Source organism: uncultured Pseudoxanthomonas sp., assembly GCF_947498795.1.
Taxonomy (GTDB): Bacteria; Pseudomonadota; Gammaproteobacteria; order Xanthomonadales; family Xanthomonadaceae; genus Pseudoxanthomonas_A.
The window spans coordinates 1,176,499-1,194,358 of record NZ_CANMLQ010000001.1 but is presented as its reverse complement, the minus strand read 5'-3'; the positions used below and the strand labels follow the sequence as shown (position 1 = coordinate 1,194,358).

Annotated in this window: 21 protein-coding genes; 15 read left to right on the top strand and 6 right to left on the bottom strand. The window is 67.3% G+C overall.

The genetic code is table 11. The features are described from left to right. Positions 1-30: 30 nt before the first annotated feature. The 6 genes from alr to Q0907_RS05790 form a co-directional block, all read right to left on the bottom strand. The gene (gene alr, locus Q0907_RS05815; protein ID WP_299342458.1) at positions 31-1,227 is read right to left on the bottom strand and encodes an alanine racemase; all 1,197 of its coding nucleotides are present in this window, start codon (positions 1,225-1,227) and stop codon (positions 31-33) included. Between the two features lie 42 nt (positions 1,228-1,269). Next, the gene (locus Q0907_RS05810; protein ID WP_299342456.1) at positions 1,270-2,670 is read right to left on the bottom strand and encodes a replicative DNA helicase; all 1,401 of its coding nucleotides are present in this window, start codon (positions 2,668-2,670) and stop codon (positions 1,270-1,272) included. A gap of 200 nt (positions 2,671-2,870) precedes the next feature. After that, positions 2,871-3,320, bottom strand: coding sequence for a 50S ribosomal protein L9 (gene rplI, locus Q0907_RS05805; protein WP_296280724.1), 450 nt, complete (start codon positions 3,318-3,320; stop codon positions 2,871-2,873). A gap of 98 nt (positions 3,321-3,418) precedes the next feature. After that, complete coding sequence (gene rpsR, locus Q0907_RS05800; protein ID WP_056880329.1) at positions 3,419-3,649, bottom strand: 30S ribosomal protein S18; 231 nt, start codon at positions 3,647-3,649, stop codon at positions 3,419-3,421. 11 nt (positions 3,650-3,660) lie between these two features. Then, positions 3,661-4,083 (bottom strand): 30S ribosomal protein S6, encoded by a 423-nt coding sequence (rpsF, locus tag Q0907_RS05795; protein WP_296280725.1) that lies wholly within the window; start codon positions 4,081-4,083, stop codon positions 3,661-3,663. A 170-nt stretch (positions 4,084-4,253) separates the two neighbouring features. Next, the gene (locus tag Q0907_RS05790; RefSeq protein WP_296280726.1) at positions 4,254-4,592 is read right to left on the bottom strand and encodes an iron-sulfur cluster assembly accessory protein; all 339 of its coding nucleotides are present in this window, start codon (positions 4,590-4,592) and stop codon (positions 4,254-4,256) included. Positions 4,593-4,704: 112 nt separating this feature from the next. Here Q0907_RS05790 and asnS point away from each other — a divergent pair, with 112 nt between their 5' ends. The 15 genes from asnS to sbcB all read left to right on the top strand — a co-directional run bounded on the left by asnS (position 4,705) and on the right by sbcB (position 17,827). Further along, a complete protein-coding gene (gene asnS / locus Q0907_RS05785) occupies positions 4,705-6,105 on the top strand; it encodes an asparagine--tRNA ligase (protein WP_299342453.1) in 1,401 nt (466 codons plus the stop codon). Continuing rightward, a complete protein-coding gene (locus Q0907_RS05780) occupies positions 6,105-6,410 on the top strand; it encodes a hypothetical protein (RefSeq protein WP_296280728.1) in 306 nt (101 codons plus the stop codon). The genes asnS and Q0907_RS05780 overlap by 1 nt, the downstream gene beginning before the upstream one ends. Next, a complete protein-coding gene (locus Q0907_RS05775; protein ID WP_299342452.1) occupies positions 6,407-6,715 on the top strand; it encodes a hypothetical protein in 309 nt (102 codons plus the stop codon). Before Q0907_RS05780 ends, Q0907_RS05775 begins: the two co-directional genes overlap by 4 nt. 4 nt (positions 6,716-6,719) lie before the next feature. Beyond that, entirely contained in the window at positions 6,720-7,364 is a 645-nt protein-coding gene (locus Q0907_RS05770; protein WP_299342450.1) for an FMN-binding negative transcriptional regulator, read from the top strand. A 117-nt stretch (positions 7,365-7,481) separates the two neighbouring features. Beyond that, on the top strand, positions 7,482-8,270 hold the full coding sequence (locus tag Q0907_RS05765; protein ID WP_299342448.1) for an SDR family oxidoreductase: 789 nt from the start codon (positions 7,482-7,484) through the stop codon (positions 8,268-8,270). Positions 8,271-8,313: 43 nt separating this feature from the next. Next, positions 8,314-9,735 (top strand): aldehyde dehydrogenase, encoded by a 1,422-nt coding sequence (locus Q0907_RS05760; RefSeq protein WP_299342447.1) that lies wholly within the window; start codon positions 8,314-8,316, stop codon positions 9,733-9,735. A gap of 15 nt (positions 9,736-9,750) precedes the next feature. Next, the gene (can, locus tag Q0907_RS05755) at positions 9,751-10,425 is read left to right on the top strand and encodes a carbonate dehydratase (protein ID WP_296279950.1); all 675 of its coding nucleotides are present in this window, start codon (positions 9,751-9,753) and stop codon (positions 10,423-10,425) included. Next, a complete protein-coding gene (locus tag Q0907_RS05750; RefSeq protein ID WP_299342445.1) occupies positions 10,418-10,849 on the top strand; it encodes a RidA family protein in 432 nt (143 codons plus the stop codon). The genes can and Q0907_RS05750 overlap by 8 nt, the downstream gene beginning before the upstream one ends. Before the next feature lies 1 nt (position 10,850). Further along, the gene (locus Q0907_RS05745) at positions 10,851-11,399 is read left to right on the top strand and encodes a 3-hydroxyanthranilate 3,4-dioxygenase (protein ID WP_299342444.1); all 549 of its coding nucleotides are present in this window, start codon (positions 10,851-10,853) and stop codon (positions 11,397-11,399) included. Between the two features lie 44 nt (positions 11,400-11,443). Next, positions 11,444-12,085 (top strand): nucleotidyltransferase domain-containing protein, encoded by a 642-nt coding sequence (locus Q0907_RS05740; protein WP_299342442.1) that lies wholly within the window; start codon positions 11,444-11,446, stop codon positions 12,083-12,085. Beyond that, positions 12,069-12,476 (top strand): hypothetical protein, encoded by a 408-nt coding sequence (locus Q0907_RS05735; protein ID WP_299342440.1) that lies wholly within the window; start codon positions 12,069-12,071, stop codon positions 12,474-12,476. The genes Q0907_RS05740 and Q0907_RS05735 overlap by 17 nt, the downstream gene beginning before the upstream one ends. Positions 12,477-12,555: 79 nt before the next feature. Beyond that, positions 12,556-13,566 carry an amidohydrolase family protein gene (locus tag Q0907_RS05730; RefSeq protein WP_299342438.1) on the top strand — a complete coding sequence of 337 codons (1,011 nt, stop codon included), beginning with the start codon at positions 12,556-12,558 and terminating at the stop codon, positions 13,564-13,566. A 167-nt stretch (positions 13,567-13,733) separates the two neighbouring features. Beyond that, positions 13,734-15,008 carry a kynureninase gene (gene kynU / locus Q0907_RS05725; RefSeq protein WP_299342436.1) on the top strand — a complete coding sequence of 425 codons (1,275 nt, stop codon included), beginning with the start codon at positions 13,734-13,736 and terminating at the stop codon, positions 15,006-15,008. Positions 15,009-15,023: 15 nt separating this feature from the next. Continuing rightward, on the top strand, positions 15,024-16,391 hold the full coding sequence (locus Q0907_RS05720; RefSeq protein WP_299342434.1) for an FAD-dependent monooxygenase: 1,368 nt from the start codon (positions 15,024-15,026) through the stop codon (positions 16,389-16,391). After that, positions 16,388-17,827 (top strand): exodeoxyribonuclease I, encoded by a 1,440-nt coding sequence (gene sbcB / locus Q0907_RS05715; RefSeq protein ID WP_299342433.1) that lies wholly within the window; start codon positions 16,388-16,390, stop codon positions 17,825-17,827. The genes Q0907_RS05720 and sbcB overlap by 4 nt, the downstream gene beginning before the upstream one ends. Positions 17,828-17,860: the final 33 nt, after the last annotated feature.

Here is a 17,860-nt window from a genome sequence, read left to right as displayed (position 1 = left end):
CAGTCGGATCGCTAGCAAGGGCAGCAGCGTCTACGCAACGGGCCCGGCAGCGGATGCAGTGTTCCCGTACTCGCGCGGAATGCGGGCATTGAGTCCGGTGAGGATTTCGTAGGGGATCGTCCCCGCCGCCTGCGCCACCGCTTCGCACGGGATGGTTTCGGCGCCCTGCCGGCCGATCAGCACCACTTCGTCTTCGTTGTAGGCGCTCCCGCCCGGGCCCAGATCGGCCATGAACTGGTCCATGCAGACGCGACCTATGATCGGATGGCGCTCGCCCTGCACCAGGACCTCGCCACGCGACGACAGCGAGCGCGGATAACCGTCGCCATACCCTATCGGCACGGTGACCACGCGCGTGTCGCTCGTGGCCGTCCATGTGGCGCCGTAACTGACCGTCCGGCCCGCCCTGACCACCTTGAAGTAAACGACTTTCGAGACCAGCGACAGCGCCGGTCGCAGCGCCACCGTCGGCCGCGATGCGGGATCGGGCATCACGCCGTACAGCGCGATGCCGGGTCGCACCATGTCCAGGCAGGTCTCGGGAAAGTGCAGCACACCGCCGGAGTTGGCCAGGTGCCGGATCGGCATGGGCGCACCGATCCGGTCGAAGTGTCCGCATGCGTGCAGGAAACGCTGCAACTGCTCACGCGTCATCGGCGACGCGGGGTCGTCCGCGCAGGCCAAGTGCGAGTAGATGCCCTTTACCGTGCACCAGTGCGACGACACCGCCGCGTCGATGAAGGCGCCGGCGTTCTCGCTGTGCACGCCGATGCGCTCCATGCCGGTGTCGATCTTCAGGTGCACTACCGCCCTGCGCCCGGTTGCCTCCGCGGCCGCCTCGACCTGCCGCAGCTTGGCGATCGACGAGACCGTCACTTCCAGATCGCACGCCAGGAACTGGCTGACCTGCGGCGCATGGATTCCCCCCATCACGAGGATCGGCACAGTCACGCCGGCACGCCGCAGGACCAGGCCTTCCTCGACCAGCGCGACACCAAGTTGTCCGATGCCCTCGGACTGCAGCTGTAGTGCCACGGGCACCAGCCCGTGCCCGTAGGCGTTCGCCTTGACGATGCCCATCACCGGCGCCCCGGCATGCGCCTGCAGCGCGCGGAAATTGTGGCCGATCGCCGCCAGGTCCACGCGGATGCGCGTGGGTCGGTCGTTGGCTTCCGGGCGGAGGGCGGCCGCGGGAACCGTCACGTCGGGGAATTCAGGTCCTGGCATGCCGCGATTGTAGCGGCGCCGGGCTTAGGACCGCAGCGGCGGCTACTCGAACGCACCGATGTTGTCGTGGCTCAGGTTGTCGAAACGCGTGTATTCGCCGAAGAACCGCAGCTTGCACGAACCCGTCGGACCCGAACGCTGCTTGCCGATGATGATCTCGGCCAGGCCTTTGTCCGGCGAGGTTTCCTTGTTGTAGTAATCGTCGCGGTAGATGAAGACGATCATGTCGGCGTCCTGCTCGATGGCGCCGGATTCGCGCAGGTCGGCCATCACCGGACGCTTGTCGGTGCGCGTTTCCAGCGAGCGGTTGAGCTGCGACAGCGCGATCACCGGGACGTTGAGCTCCTTCGCCAAGCCCTTCAGCGAGCGCGAGATCTCGGAAATCTCGGTGGCGCGGTTCTCGTTGTTGCCGGGTACCGACATCAGCTGCAGATAGTCGATGACGATGAGGCCGAGGTCGTGTTCGCGCTTCAGCCGGCGCGCCTTGGACCGCAGCACGTCCGGCGACAGGCCCGGCGTATCGTCGATGAAGACCTTGGCCTGGTCCTTGAGGATGCGGATGGCGCTGGTCACGCGGCTCCAGTCCTCATCCTCCAACTGGCCGGTGCGCAGGCGCGTCGCGTTGATGCGCCCCACGGAGGAAATCAGGCGCATGGCGAGCTGGCCGGCCGACATTTCCATCGAGAACACCGCGACGGCCTTCTTCGACTTGATGGCGGCGTATTCGGCGATGTTCAGCGCGAACGTGGTCTTGCCCATGGCCGGGCGCGCGGCCAGGATCACCAGGTCGGTAGGCTGCAGGCCCGCCGTCATCATGTCGAATTCGGTGTAGCCGGTCGGCAGTCCGGTGACCGTGCCGCCGCTCTCCGACCGCACGCGCAGGACTTCGAACGCATCCTTCAGCGCGTCGTTCATCGCCACGAAGTCGGTGCGTCCGCGCGCGCCCTGTTCGGCGATGGCGAACACCTTCTGCTCGGCGACGGCCAGCATCTCGTCGCTTTCCTTGCCATCGGGCTGGAAGGCGTCGTTGACGATCTCGGTGCCGACCTCGATCAGCTGCCGCATCACCGCCTTGTCGCGGACGATCTCGGCATACGCGGTGATGTTGGCGGCCGACGGCGTGGTGCTGGCGAGTTCGACGAGGTAGGCGCCGCCGGCGACCAGTTCCATGTGGCCCTGAGATTCGAACCATTCGCCCAGCGTCACCGCATCGAAGGGACGGTTGCGTTCGGCCAGCTCGCCGATGGCGCGGTAGATCAGCTGGTGGTCGCGCCGGTAGAAATCGTTCGGCGTCAGCTTGTCGTTGATGCGGTCGTAAGCTTCCGGCGCCAGCATCAGACCACCGAGCACCGCCTGTTCCGCCTCGATGGAGTTCGGCGGCACGCGCAGCTGTTCGATGCGCGAATCGTGCGGATCCTGGCGGAAGTTGGTGCGTGCTGACATGGGCGTGACGAACTCCTGCGGCGCATGCGGGGCGAACGCCAGCACGGCCGGACATGGTAGGCAGTCCATGCCCAAGGGTGTTGCAGATAAGTGTGTGGATAACCGGTGGGCATCTCAGGATCCGAGACTCCCAATCCCAAAACAGGACGGGCGCCTTTCGGCGCCCGTCTGTCGGCATCACGGATGATGCGCGGGATGGATCAGCCTTCGGCCTGCACCACGACCTTGACGGTCGTCTGCACGTCGGCGTGCAGCTTGACGACGATGTCGTACTCGCCGATGTTGCGCAGCGCGCCTTCGCCCATGATGACCTCGCTCTTCTCGAGCGGCAGGCCGGCGGCGGTGAAAGCGTCGGCGATATCGCGCGGGCCGACCGAGCCGAACAGCTTGCCTTCGGTCGCAGCGTTGGCGGTGATCGTGACGCTGGCGCCATCCAGCTTGGCGGCGCGGGCTTCGGCGTCGTCATGGACAGCCTTGGCCTTGGCTTCGTACTCGGCGCGCTTGGCTTCGAACTCGGCGACGTTGGCGGCGGTGGCCGGCACGGCCTTGCCCTGCGGCACCAGGTAGTTGCGGCCGTAGCCCGGCTTCACGTTGACCTTGTCGCCCAGGACGCCCAGGTTGGTCACTTTCTGCAGAAGAATCAGTTCCATCGTATTGCTCCGTATTCGTTAGCAGGCTGGGCCTGCAGCGATTGGCTGTCCGAATGACAGTGGGAAAGAAGAACCTCCCCGTGCGGGGAGGTCCTGGATTACACGTCGTGGTTGTCCGTGTACGGGATCAGCGCCAGGAAACGGGCGCGCTTGACCGCGGCGGACAGCTGGCGCTGGTAACGGGACTTGGTGCCGGTGACGCGGCTCGGCACAATCTTGCCGTTCTCGGTCAGGTACTGGCGCAAGGTGTTGAGATCCTTGTAGTCGATCTCTTTCACGCCTTCGGCGGTGAACTTGCAGAACTTGCGGCGACGGAAGAACTTGGACATGGGGGTGCTCCTCAGGCGGCTTCGGCGGTGTCGGAATCGGTCGAGGCTTCGGTACCGGCCTCGTCGTCGTCACGGCGGCGACGCTCGCCACGCTCGGGCTTGTCGCCCTTCTCGTCCTTGTTCTTCATGATCAGGGACTGCTCGGTATCCGGGCCATCGCGCTTGATGACCAGGTTGCGCAGCACCGCATCGTTGAAGCGGAAGCTCTCCACCAGCTCGTTCAGCACGGCCTGGTCGGCTTCGATGTTGAGCAGGACGTAGTGGGCCTTCACCAGGTTCTGGATGGGGTACGCCAGCTGGCGGCGGCCCCAGTCTTCCAGACGGTGGATGGTGCCGTTGCCGCCCTCGATCAGCGCCTTGTAGCGCTCGATCATGGCCGGCACCTGCTCGCTCTGGTCCGGATGGACCAAGAACACGACTTCATAGTGACGCATCGTTTTTACCTTTCGGATGTGGGTCCGGCCACGAAAACAGCCGGACGGAACAGCCCCCCGATGCCCGGATGGACACGGTGGGGCGAGGAACCGGCGGCCAGGCTGGCCTCCGGGAGCAGGAAAGTATGGCAGGTCAACGACTTAGGGGCAAGCCGTGCCGTTGCGTGCAATCAGGCGGCGTCGGCCGTGGTGGTGAAGCTCTCGCCGCAGCCGCACTCGGCCGCAGCGTTGGGGTTCCTGAAGATGAAGGTCTCCGACAGGCCCTGCTTGGCGAAGTCGATTTCGGTGCCATCGACCAGCGGCAGGCTGGTGGCGTCCACGTAGATCCTCACGCCGCCGAATTCGAACACGGTATCGCCTTCGCGCTCGTCGCGGGCCAGGTCGGCCACGTGTCCCCAGCCCGAACAACCGGTGCGGGTCACGCCGAAGCGGAGACCCAGGGCAGCCGGCGTCTGCTCGACGAAGCGCTGCACGCGCTCGAGTGCGACCGGGGTCAAGGTGATGGCCATGTGTGTCTCCTTCGCAACGCCGACGGATTATAGCCCTCGGCATGCCGAGGGCTGCGCAGCTCTTGTAAACTCCGCGTTCCATTAATAAGTCTGTCTTCGAAGGATTCAAGCCATGACGGTGGTAAGCGTCGAACATGCGCTGGCGGGCAAGCTCCCGGCCGGCGGCGAAGTCACGGTGCGCGGCTGGGTGCGCACGCGGCGCGACTCAAAGGCAGGCCTGTCCTTCGTCAACGTCAGCGACGGATCCTGCTTCGCGCCGATCCAGGTGGTGGCGCCCGCGGCATTGTCCAACTATGAATCCGAGATCAAGCACCTGACCACGGGCTGCGCGGTCGTCGCCACCGGCACCCTGGTGGCCTCGCAGGGCCAGGGCCAGAGCTTCGAGATCCAGGCCTCGGCGATCGAGGTGGTGGGCTGGGTGGAAGACCCCCTCACCTACCCCATGCAGCCCAAGCAGCACTCGCTTGAATACCTGCGCGAGTTCGCCCACCTGCGCCCGCGCACCAACCTGTTCGGCGCGGTCACCCGCATCCGCAATTCGCTGGCGCAGGCCGTGCACCGGTTCTTCCACGAGAACGGCTACTTCTGGATCAGCACGCCGATCATCACCACGTCGGACGCCGAAGGTGCCGGCCAGATGTTCCGCGTGTCCACGCTGGACCTGGTCAACCTGCCGCGCGACAAAGAAGGTGCGGTGGACTTCTCGCGCGACTTCTTCGGCAAGGAGACCTTCCTGACCGTGTCCGGCCAGCTCAACGCCGAGGCGTATGCGCTGGCGATGAGCAAGGTCTACACCTTCGGCCCCACCTTCCGCGCCGAGAACAGCAACACCACGCGCCACCTGGCCGAGTTCTGGATGATCGAGCCGGAAGTGGCGTTCAACGACCTGGCTGCCAATGCGCAGCTGGCGGAGAACTTCCTGAAGTACCTGTTCCGCGCCGTGCTCAGCGAGCGTGCCGACGATCTGGCGTTCATCGCCGAGCGCGTCGAGCCGACCGCGCTGACCCGCCTGGAAGCCTTCGTCAACTCGCCGTTCGAGCGCATCGACTACACCGATGCGATCTCGCTGCTGCAGAAGTCGGGGCAGAAGTTCGAGTTCCCGGTCGAATGGGGCCTGGATCTGCAGACCGAACACGAGCGCTGGCTGACCGAACAACATGTCGGCCGCCCGGTCGTGGTGACCAACTATCCCGAGCACTTCAAGGCCTTCTACATGCGCCTGAACGACGACGGCAAGACCGTCGCCGCAATGGACGTGCTGGCGCCCGGTATCGGCGAGATCATTGGTGGCAGCCAGCGCGAAGAGCGCCTGGACGTGCTGGATGCGCGCATGGCCCAGTTCGGCCTGGATCCGGCGCATTACGGCTGGTACCGCGACTTCCGCCGCTATGGTTCGGTGCCGCACGCCGGCTTCGGCCTGGGCTTCGAACGCCTGGTGGTGTACGTGTGCGGGTTGAGCAACATCCGCGATGCCATCGCCTACCCGCGCGCGCCCGGCAACGCGGAGTTCTGATGATCCTGTTCTTCGCCCTGTGCTTCGTCGGTGTCGCCATCGCGGGTTTCTGTGCGTTCGTCATCTTCTGGCCGCTGACGCTGGTGCACGTGCGCGACCGCCATGGGGCGCTGGGCGCGCAGTGGGGCGAAGGCGCCTTTCTCAAGCCGGTGGCATTGCGCTGGCTGCTGTCCGGCGACTATCGCCGCATCCCCGATACGTCGCTTTCGGGGCTGGCCACGCCGGCGCGCATTTCGCTGTGCGTCATCATGTTCGGGCTGGCGATGGCTGGCCTGCTGGCGCTGTGGGCGGAGGCCTTCGCATGAATCCGTTCCTGCGCGAAGACTGGTACCTGGCGTCGCTGGGCCGCACCCTGATCTGGGCACGCCTGCGCGTGCTCGAGGCCGGCACGGCCGAAGTGCTGGACAGCGACGGCAACACCCTGCCCTACGACAGCGAGGACAGCGCCCGCGCGGCGTTGTTCGACGCCGATTTCGTGGCCTTCGACGGGCTGGACGAGGACGACGCGCTGGCACGCGGCTTCTCGCTGGCGGGCATCCAGCCCCCGCGGGGCGACGACGATGCCGCGCTGGTGCCGAAGATGGTGCAGTCGCTCGGCGCGCGCGCCTGACCGCATGTACTCGCCGCGCGCGTTCGTCGAAGACGATCTCGCCGAACTGGACCGGCTGATCGCGCGCGACGCCTTCGTCACGCTGGTCACTGTCGCCGATGGCGCTCCGACCGTCAGCCATCTGCCGGTGCTCTATGACCGCCAGGATGATCGCATCGTCATCGAGGGGCACTGGGCGAAGCCGAATCCGCAGGCGCGCCATGCCGGTCCCGCGCTGATGATCGTGCATGGCCCGCATGCCTACGTGTCGCCGGGCTGGTATGCGGACAAGGAGGAAGCCGCACGCGTGCCGACCTGGAACTATGCGGTCGCCCACCTGCATGGCGCACTCGAAACCGCCGACCAAACGGCCGAACTGGCGTCCATCGTCGATCGCCTCAGCCGGATCAACGAGCGACGGGTCGGCAATGACTGGCGGTTCGAACACGACCGTGACGACCATGTCCGCCAGTTGCGCGGCATCGTCGGCTTCCGCTTCACGGTCGAGCGAGTGGAACTGAAATTCAAGCTCAGCCAGAACCATCCGGTCGCCAACGTCGAAGGCGCCGCCGCCGCCCTGCAGCGGCTGGGCGGCGAGGACAACGTGGCGGTGTCGGGGCTGATGCGCGAGCGCTCGGCCCGTCGGGGTGACGGTGTGGGGGCGACGTAAGTCGCGAAGGGGGGGGCATTCGCTTCGCGAGTGAGGTGCAGTATCCCGATTCCCATCGCTCCCACACGCGATACCCACAGGGCTACACTCGCCCCCCTCTCATTGCTGGGACGACGCATGGACCTCAACCTCGCCGGCCGGCACGCCCTGGTGTGCGGCGCCTCCGAAGGCATCGGCCGCGCGGCCGCCCATGAACTCGCGCTGCTGGGTGCGAGCGTCACCCTGCTCGCCCGACGTGCCGAGGTGCTGGCGGACGTCGCCGCCGCCCTGCCCTGTACGGCCCATGCGCAGCAGCACGACAGCATCGCCGTCGATGTCGCCGATGCCGCGGCCCTGCAGGCGAAGGTCGGCGGACTCGCGGCCGAGCGCCCGGTGCACATCCTCGTCAACAACACCGGCGGTCCGCCGGGTGGACGCGCGATCGAGGCCGGTCCCGACGATTACCTGGCTGCATTCCAGCGCCACCTGCTGGCCAACCAGGTGCTCACCCAGCTGACGGTTCCCGGCATGCGCGAAGCCCGCTGGGGCCGCATCGTCAACGTCGTCTCCACCTCGGTGAAGGAACCCATCGCCAACCTCGGCGTCTCCAACACCGTCCGCGGCGCCGTTGCCAGCTGGGCCAAGACCCTGTCCCGGGAACTGGGCGCCGACGGCATCACCGTCAACAATGTGTTGCCTGGCTACACGCGTACGCAGCGGCTGGAGCAGATCCTGCGCGATCGCGTGCAGGCTACGGGCAAATCGGAAGACGCCGTCACCGCCACCATGCTGGCCACCGTGCCCGTCGGCAGGTTCGCGGAGGCCGGTGAGATCGCCGCCGCGATCGCGTTCCTGGCTTCGCCGGCAGCCGCGTACATCTCGGGCGTCAGCCTGGCGGTCGACGGCGGCCGGATGCAATCGATCTGAGCCGAAGGAACGGGGGATCGCCAGCCGGGTTAAGCTAACGGGCATGGAACGCTTCGGCCACTTCATCGAAGGCGGACCGCGCACGGGCAGCGCCTGGCGTGCGGTGTTCGAGCCCGCGACGGGCGAGGTCTACGCCGAAGTCGCCGATGGCAGCGAGAACGACGTGCTGCTGGCGGTACAGGCCGCCGAAACCGCCTACCCCGCGTGGTCGGCCCTGACCACGAGCGAGCGCTCGCGGTGGCTGGAGACGCTGGCCGACGCGCTGGAACGACGCCGCGACGTGTTTGCCGCCGCCGAGTCCCGCGACACCGGCAAGCCGCTGTCGCTGGCCCGCGATATCGAGATTCCCCGCGCCATCGCCAACCTGCGGTTTTTTGCGCACGCGGCCACGCAGTTCGCCAGCGAATCGCACCACGGCGAAGCCGGACTGAACTACACGTTGCGACAGCCGCTGGGCGTAGTGGCGGCGATCTCTCCGTGGAACCTGCCGCTCTATCTGTTCACGTGGAAGATCGCGCCCGCCCTGGCAGCCGGCAATACGGTCGTGGCCAAACCGTCCGAGATCACTCCCGCGACCGCAACGATGCTCGGCGAACTCGCCGCGGAGATCGGCCTGCCCGCCGGTGTGCTGAACATCGTGCACGGCACCGGGGCTGCGGTCGGCGAGCCGCTGGTGCTGCATCCGGCCATCAAGGCCGTCTCGTTCACCGGCAGCACCGCGGTGGGCCGGCGCATCGCCGGGCTGGCGGGGCCGCAGCTGAAGAAAGTGTCGCTGGAGTTGGGGGGCAAGAACGCCACGCTGGTGTTCGCCAACAGCGACTGGCGTGCGCACCTGGACACCCTGCTCCGCTCTGCGTTCCAGAATGCCGGCCAGATCTGCCTGTGCGGCTCGCGCTTGCTGATTCAACAGGCGATCCACGACGAATTCCGCGACGCGCTGCTCGAACGCGTGCGGGACCTGCACGCCGGACCGCTGGACGATCCGGCGACGCGCCTGGGGGCGATGGCCTCGCAGGTGCAGTTCGACAAGGTCCTGGCCTGCATCCAGCGGGCCCGCCTCGAGGGTGGCCGCGTTCTCGCCGGCGGCCATGCACTGGACAGGCCGGGCTGGTATATCGCACCAACAGTGATCGACGGGCTGGGGCCCGAGGCCACCACCAACCGCGAAGAGATCTTCGGTCCGGTCGTCACCCTGCAGCCCTTCGAGAACGAGTCGCACGCGCTGGCGCTCGCCAACGCCGGCGACTACGGCCTGGCCGCGACTGTATGGACGCGCGACCTGGACCGCGCCCACCGCCTGGCCGCGCAGCTGCGCGCCGGCATCGTCTGGATCAACACCTGGATGACACGCGACCTGCGCACGCCGTTCGGCGGCACCGGCGCGTCCGGCCTGGGCCGCGAAGGCGGCCTGGAGGCCATGCGTTTCTTCACCGAACCCAAGAATGTCTGCGTGGCACTACGCTGAGGATCATCGAACCGAATGTCCGACCTTTCCGAACTCGAAAAACTGCTGCAGAACAATCGCGACTGGGCCGACCGCATCAAGCGGGAGGATCCCGGCTTCTTCAAGCGGCTGTCGCAACAACAGTCGCCGCGCTACCTGTGGATCGGCTGCTCCGATTCGCGCGTGCCGGCGAACCAGATCCTGGGCCTGGATCCCGGCGAGGTATTCGTCCACCGCAACATCGCCAACGTCATGTCGCACGGCGATCTCAACGCACTGTCGGTGGTCCAGTTCGCCGTCGACATCCTGAAGGTCGAGCACATCCTGCTGGTCGGCCACTACGGGTGCGGCGGCGTGCACGCGGCGATGACCGGGCTGCGCGTCGGCCTGGCCGACAACTGGCTGCGGCACGTGGCGGACGTGGCGATGAAGCACGCCGACCTGCTGGAGCAGGTCGACACCGAGTCCCTGCGCCATGCCCGCCTGTGCGAACTGAACGTCATCGAACAGGTCTTCAACGTCTGCCAGACCACCGTGGTGCAGGACGCCTGGGCACGCGGGCAGCCGCTGGCGATCCACGGCTGGGTCTACAGTCTGTTCGACGGCCGCGTGCGTGAGCTGGGCATGGACGTGTCAGCCCCGGACGACCTGCAACCCGCCTACCAGCGCGCCCTCGCCGGCGTGCCACCGAAGGGCAAGCGCGATGAGTGACGTGGTGCAGGCCGCCGGCGCGCCCAAGCCGGTCGGGCACTACCCGCATGCGCGGCGCGTGGGCGACCTGCTGTTCCTGTCCGGCATCGGTCCGCGCGATCCGGCGACCAACGCCATCGTCGGCAACGTGCACGACGCGGACGGGCGCTTGGTGAGCTACGACATCGATGCGCAGTGCCGGGCTGTCTTCGCCAATGTCCGTGCGGTACTGCAGGCCAGCGGCGCACGCTGGGACGATTTGGTGGACGTGACCGTGTACCTCACAGACCTGGTCCATGACTTCAAGGGATACAACTCGGTGTGGGCGGAGTATTTCCCCGACGCGGCCACGGCACCTTGCCGGACCACGCTGGGCATCGGTTCGCTTCCCACCCCGATCGCCATCGAACTGAAATGCGTCGCGCACGTGCCGGAGCGCCGCTGACATGCTGCCGAACCCGCTGAACTTCCAGGCCTGGATCGACGAGCACCGCCACCTGCTCAAGCCCCCGGTCGGCAACAAGGTGATCTACGACGGCGACTTCATCGTCATGGTGGTGGGCGGACCGAATGCGCGCACCGACTACCACTGGGACGAAGGCCCGGAATGGTTCTACCAGCTGGAAGGCGAGATGGTGCTGCGGATCCAGGAAGAGGGCGCCGTGCGCGACATCCCGATCCGCGCCGGCGAGATCTTCCTGCTGCCGCCCCGCGTGCCGCACTCCCCGCAGCGCATGCCGGGCTCGGTCGGGCTGGTGATCGAACGCAGGCGCCTGCCGCACGAGGACGATGGCCTGCTCTGGTTCTGCGAGCGGTGCAACGAAAAGGTCTACGAGGAGTACTTCCACCTCAACGACATCGAGCAGGACTTCTTCCGCGTGTTCGAAGCCTTCTACCGCAACGATGACCTGCGTACCTGCAAGGCCTGCGGCCACCTGAACCCGCGCCCGAGCCGCTACGAGATGCAGGCGGACTCGCGGGCCGACCTCACCTGAGCTTGCACTTGCCCAATCTGGGCATTATCGTGCCCGATATGGGCATGAACGACACCCCCCGATCCGGCAGGGTCAGCGAAGCGGCGGCGCGCTATGCCACCGCCAGCCTGTCGGGGGCCTTGTTCACCACCACGCAGCAACGTGTGCTGGCATGCCTGTTTGGCGGGTCGGGACGCAGCTACGCGGTCAACGAGCTGATCCAGGCGACCGGTGCCGGCAGCGGCGCCGTCCAGCGCGAACTGGCGCGCCTGGCGGGCAGCGGCCTGCTGACCGTGGAGCACGTCGGCAACCAGAAGCGCTACCGGGCCGATCCAGACGCCCCGATACACGACGAGCTGGTGTCGATCGTCCGCAAGACCTTCGGCTTGGCCGAGCCGCTGCGCGAGGCACTCGCGCCGCTGGCCGACCGCATCCATGCCGCCTTCCTGTACGGCTCCATCGCCAAGGGCAGCGACACCAGTCGCAGCGACATCGACCTGATGCTGGTCGCCGACGATCTCGACTACGCCGAGGTGATGCTGGCCCTGCATCCGGTGGCCGAACGGCTGGGCCGGCAGGTCAATCCGACCGTCTACACCCGCGACGAGCTGGAGCGTCGCCGCCAGGCCGGCAACAGCTTCGTCACCCGCGTGCTGCAGCGGCCGAGGCAATGGCTGATCGGGGGCGAAGATGACCTCGCCGCTTGAGAAACTGGCCACGCACAGCGGACCGCTCAGCCCTGAGCCACCCGACAGGAAAGAGACTGCCGGCCTGCTTCGCTCGGGACTGGCGCGGCTAGCCGATGCCCACAACGACGCACTGTCGCTGGAGAGCCGCTTCGACCTGGCGTACAACGCGGCCCATGCGCTGAGCCTTGCGGCGCTGCGGCGTGCGGGGTTCCGTGCGCGCCACCGCTACATCGTCTTCCAGGTGCTGCCGCATACGCTAGGACTCGGGCCCGATGTCTGGCGCGTGCTGGCCAAGGCGCACGACCTGCGCAACCTCGCCGAGTACGAGGGGCATGTCGAAGTGGACCAGCGCCTGGTCAACGACCTGGTCGCGGCCTGCGAGCGCGTCTCCGACGCGCTGGAACGATGACGGTGCACGCGGTGGTTGCGTTTTCCCCATCGCGGCACTGCAGCGCGAATCCGTTTCGGGCAACCCCTACAATCCTGCGATGCTGAAGATCGATACCCACGCGCACTTCCTGCCCCGCGACTGGCCGGATCTCGCGGCCAAGTACGGCGACCTGCGCTTTCCGGTGATTCACCATGGCGACGACGGGCGCCACCGCATCTACAAGGACGGCAAGTTCTTCCGCGAAATCTGGCCCAAGACGTGGAACCCGGAAGAACGCATTGCCGACTATGCCCAGTTCGGCGTGCAGGTGCAGGTGATCAGCACGGTGCCGGTGATGTTCAGCTACTGGGCCAAGCCGCATCACGCACTGGAACTGCACCAGGCGCTCAACGACCATACCGCCGCGGCCTGCCGCGACTACCCGCGCCACTACGCCGGCATCGGGACGGTGCCGCTGCAGTCGCCGCGCCTGGCGATGCAGGAACTGGAGCGCTGCATGGACCAGCTGGGCCTGCAGGGCGTGCAGATCGGCAGTCACGTCAACGACTGGAACCTGGACGCACCGGAGCTGTTCGATTTCTTCCAGGCCGCCAGCGAACTGGGGGCTGCGATCCTCGTGCACCCGTGGGACATGATGGGCGCGGCCTCGATGCAGAAGTACTGGCTGCCCTGGCTGGTCGGCATGCCGGCGGAACAGTCGCGCGCCGCGTGCAGCCTGATCTTCGGCGGCGTGCTGGAGCGCCTGCCGCAGCTGAAGGTGTGCTTCGCGCACGGAGGCGGCAGCTTCCCCTACACGATCGGCCGCATCGAACACGGCTTCAACATGCGGCCGGACCTCGTCGCCACCGATAACCCGCGCAACCCGCGCGACTATCTGGGCCGCGTCTATTTCGACTCCTGGGTCGCCGATCCGCGCGCACTGCGTTACCTGCTGGACACCGTCGGCCACGAGCGCGTGATGCTCGGCACCGACTACCCGTTCCCGCTCGGCGAACAGGAGCCGGGCGCCGGCATCGCCGCGCTGGGCCTGGATGAGGACGAGCAGGCGCGCCTGTACCACGGCACTGCGCTTGAATGGCTGGGCCTGCCGGCCTCAAGGTTCCTGTGAGCGGGCGTCCTGTAGGAGCGACGTCAGTCGCGACTGCACGGCATGGCCAAGTCGGCCCCCTTTCCTGTTGGAAGCTCCGCCAAACCAACGTTTTGCCTCAGCCGCCAGCTTCCGGTCGCGACTGACGTCGCTCCTACAACCAACCGATCATTCTCAAATCCACCTCCATGACCGACCCGCTGTCCCGCACCCACATCATCGCCCTCGACGCCGCCGACCCGCTGCGTCCGCTCCGCAACGAGTTCCTGATCCCGCGCCACAAGCACAACGACCAGGTCTACTTCTGCGGCAACTCGCTCGGCCTGCAGCCGAAGGGTGCACGCACCTATCTCAACGAAGTGCTGGACAAGTGGGCGAACGAGGCCGTCGAAGGCCACTTCACCGGCAACGCGCAATGGATGACGTACCACGAGCTGGTGCGTGAGCCGCTGGCGCGGGTGGTCGGCGCCGAGCCGGCCGAGGTGGTGGCGATGAACACGCTGACCACCAACCTGCATCTGATGATGGTCAGCTTCTACCGGCCCACGGCAGAACGGCCGGCGATCCTGATGGAAGCCGGTGCGTTCCCCTCCGACCGGCATGCGATGGAATCGCAGGTGCGCTTCCATGGGTTCGATCCCGCCACCGACCTGATCGAAGTAGCGCCGGACCAGCCCGACGGCACGCTGTCGATGGCGGCGATCGAACGTGCCATCGCCGAGCATGGCCCGCGCCTGGCGCTTGTGCTGTGGCCCGGCATCCAGTACCGCACCGGCCAGGCGTTCGACCTGTCTGAGATCGCGCGCCTCGGGCATGCACAGGGGGCGGTGGTCGGCGCCGACCTGGCCCACGCCGTCGGCAACATACCGTTGCGCCTGCACGACAGCGAGGTCGATTTCGCGGTCTGGTGCCACTACAAGTACCTCAACTCGGGTCCGGGTGCGGTGGCGGGCTGCTTCGTGCATGCGCGCCACGCCCACACCGACCGTCCGCGCTTCGCGGGCTGGTGGGGCCACGAGAAGGAAACCCGCTTCCGCATGGCGCCGGAGTTCGTGCCGACGCCGGGTGCCGAGGGCTGGCAGCTCAGCAATCCGCCGATCCTGGGCCTGGCGCCGCTGCGCGCGTCGCTCGAGCTGTTCGAGAAAGCCGGCGGCATGGAGGCGATCCGCAGCAAGTCGCTGAAGATCACCGGCCTGCTGGAGGCACTGATCCAGGCGCGACTCCCGGATGTCCTGCAGATCATCACGCCCAGCGACACGAACCAGCGCGGCGCGCAACTGTCGTTGCGGGTGATCGGGGGCCGGGAGCGCGGGCGGGAACTGTTCGAATACCTGCTCTCCGTTGGCACGGTCGGCGACTGGCGCGAACCGGACGTGATCCGCATCTCGCCCGCCCCGCTCTACAACCGCTACATGGATGTCCACCGCTTCGTCGAGGAGGTCGAGACGTGGCGGGGATTCTGATCCGGAGACGCGCGCTTGGGCACTGAGACGCCTCGACACATCACCCTCATCGGCGCCGGTCTTGCCGGTGCGCTGCTGGCCACGCTGATGGCCCGCGCCGGCTGGCGGGTGGACGTGTTCGAAAAGCGCGGCGACCCCCGCGTGCAGGGCTACGCGGGAGGCCGATCCATCAACCTCGCGCTCACCGAGCGCGGCCGCCATGCGCTGCGCATGGCCGATGCCGACGATGCGGTGATGCGGCAGGCCGTGATGATGCGCGGCCGCATGGTGCACGCGCTCGATGGGCGGCTGCAGCTGCAACGCTACGGCCGCGACGACGCCGAGGTCATCTGGTCGATCCATCGCGGCGACCTGAACATCACGCTGCTGGACCTCGCCGAACAGGCCGGCGCGAACATCCATTTCGACCGCCGACTGGACGCCGTCGACTTCGATGCCCGCATCGCCCGCTTCGCCGACGGACAAGGGGGCCTCCATCCCGTCGGATTCACCGCACTGGTCGGGACCGACGGTGCCGGCTCTTCCCTGCGCGGCGCGATGCAGCAACGGGAAGAACTCGGCGAACGCACGGAATTCCTGGACCATTCGTACAAGGAACTGGAGATCCCGCCCTCGGCCGACGGCGCCTTCATGATGGAACCGAATGCGCTGCACATCTGGCCGCGCGGACACTACATGTGCATCGCGTTGCCGAACGACGAACGCACCTTCACCGTGACCCTGTTCCTGCCCAACCAGGGCGACCCGAGCTTTGCCAGTGTGCGCAACGGACGCGAGGCCAAGGCGCTGTTCCTGCGCGACTTCGCCGATGCGGTGCCGCTGATTCCCGAGCTGGAACGGGACTGGGACGCCAATCCCACCGGGCTGCTTGCCACGCTGTACCTGGACCGCTGGCATCTCGGCGACCGGGCCGTGCTGCTGGGCGACGCGGCGCACGCGATGGTCCCGTTCCACGGCCAGGGGATGAACTGCGCATTCGAGGACTGCGTCTCGCTGGCGCACCACCTGCAGGCGTCCTCCGACCTGGCGCAGGCGTTCGCCGCGTTCGAGGCCGAGCGCAAGCCGAACGCGCTCGCCATCCAGGAGATGGCGCTGGAAAACTACGTGGAAATGCGCGACAAGGTCGATGACAGCGGCTTCCTGCTGCAGCGCGAGCTGGAACTGGCGCTGCAGCAACGCCATCCACAGCGCTTCGTGCCCCACTACGCGATGGTCAGCTTCATGCGCATCCCGTATGCCGTGGCCCAGCACCGCAGCCACGTGCAGCGCGACCTGCTGGTACGCCATACCGCCGGGCGCACGTCGCTCGAGGGAATCGACTGGGCGGCGATCGATGCCGATGTGCATGCGCTGCTGCCGATCCTGGAGGATGCGGTGGCGTGAGCGCGAGTTTCCTCTTCTACGACCTGGAAACCTTCGGCGCCGATCCTCGCCGTAGCCGGCTGGCGCAGTTCGCCGCCGTGCGCACCACGCCCGCGCTCGAGGTGGTCGAAGAGCCGGTCAGTTTTTTCGTGAAACCGGCGGATGACCTGCTGCCCTCGCCCATCGCCACGCTCATCACCGGCATCACGCCGCAGCAGGCGCTGCGCGAGGGTGTCAACGAGGCCGAGGCGTTTGCCCGCATCGCCGACGAGATGGGACGTCCCGAGACCTGCACGCTGGGCTACAACAGCCTGCGCTTCGACGACGAGTTCGTCCGGCACGGCCTGTTCCGCAACTTCCACGAGCCCTACGAACGCGAATGGCGCGGCGGCAACTCGCGCTGGGACCTGCTGGACGTGATGCGGCTGATGCATGCGCTGCGCCCGGACGGCATCGTCTGGCCGGAGCGCGACGATGGCGCGACATCTTTCAGACTGGAGCATCTGGCACTGGCAAACCGCGTGCGCGACGGCGATGCGCACGAGGCGCTGTCGGACGTCTTCGCCACCATCGGGCTGGCGCGCCTGATGAGGCAGGCGCAGCCGCGGCTGTGGGACTACGCCCTGCAACTGCGCGACAAGCGCTTCGCCGCGCGCCTGCTGGACACGACCGCCATGTTGCCGGTGCTGCATGTATCGCAACGCTATCCCGCGCACCGGCTGTGCGCCGCACCGGTGCTGCCGCTGGCCCGGCACCCGCGCATCGACAGCCGCATGGTGGTGTTCGACCTCGACAGCGATCCGACGCCGCTGCTCACGATGTCGCCGGACGACATCGCGGACCGGCTGTACACGCCGGCCGTCGACCTTCCGGAAGGCGAGCAGCGCATCCCGCTGAAGGAAGTCCACCTGAACCGCGCGCCGGCGCTGGTCGCGTGGTCGCACCTGCGGCCGGCGGACATGGACCGGCTGGGCATCGACCCCGCGCGCTGCGAGCGCCACGCCGCAATCCTGCGCGACGCCGGCCCCGCACTGGCGGAGACCGTGCGCCGGGTGTTTGCCGGGGAACGCACCTACGAAGCCGGCGACGTCGACGGCTCGTTGTACGACGGATTCCTCGCCGACGCCGACAAGCGCCGCTTCACCGATGTGCGTACCACCCCGCCCGCGCTGCTGGGCCAACGCGATTTCGGCTTCCGCGATGCGCGGCTGCCGGAACTGCTGTTCCGCTACCGGGCACGCAATTGGCCGGAGACCCTCGGCGCCGACGATCGCCAGCGCTGGGACGACTACCGTCGCCGGCGCCTGGCGATGGACAGCGGCCTGTCCGAATACAGCTTTGACCAGTTCGATGCGGAAGTCGCCGAACTGCGCCGGGGCCAGGCCGGCAATGCCGACAAGCTGGCGCTGCTCGACCGGCTTCAGCAATGGCGCGCCGAGCTCGAGGCCGGGCTGTAGCGGCAGGTCGAGGACAGCCTTGTCGGTCCCATG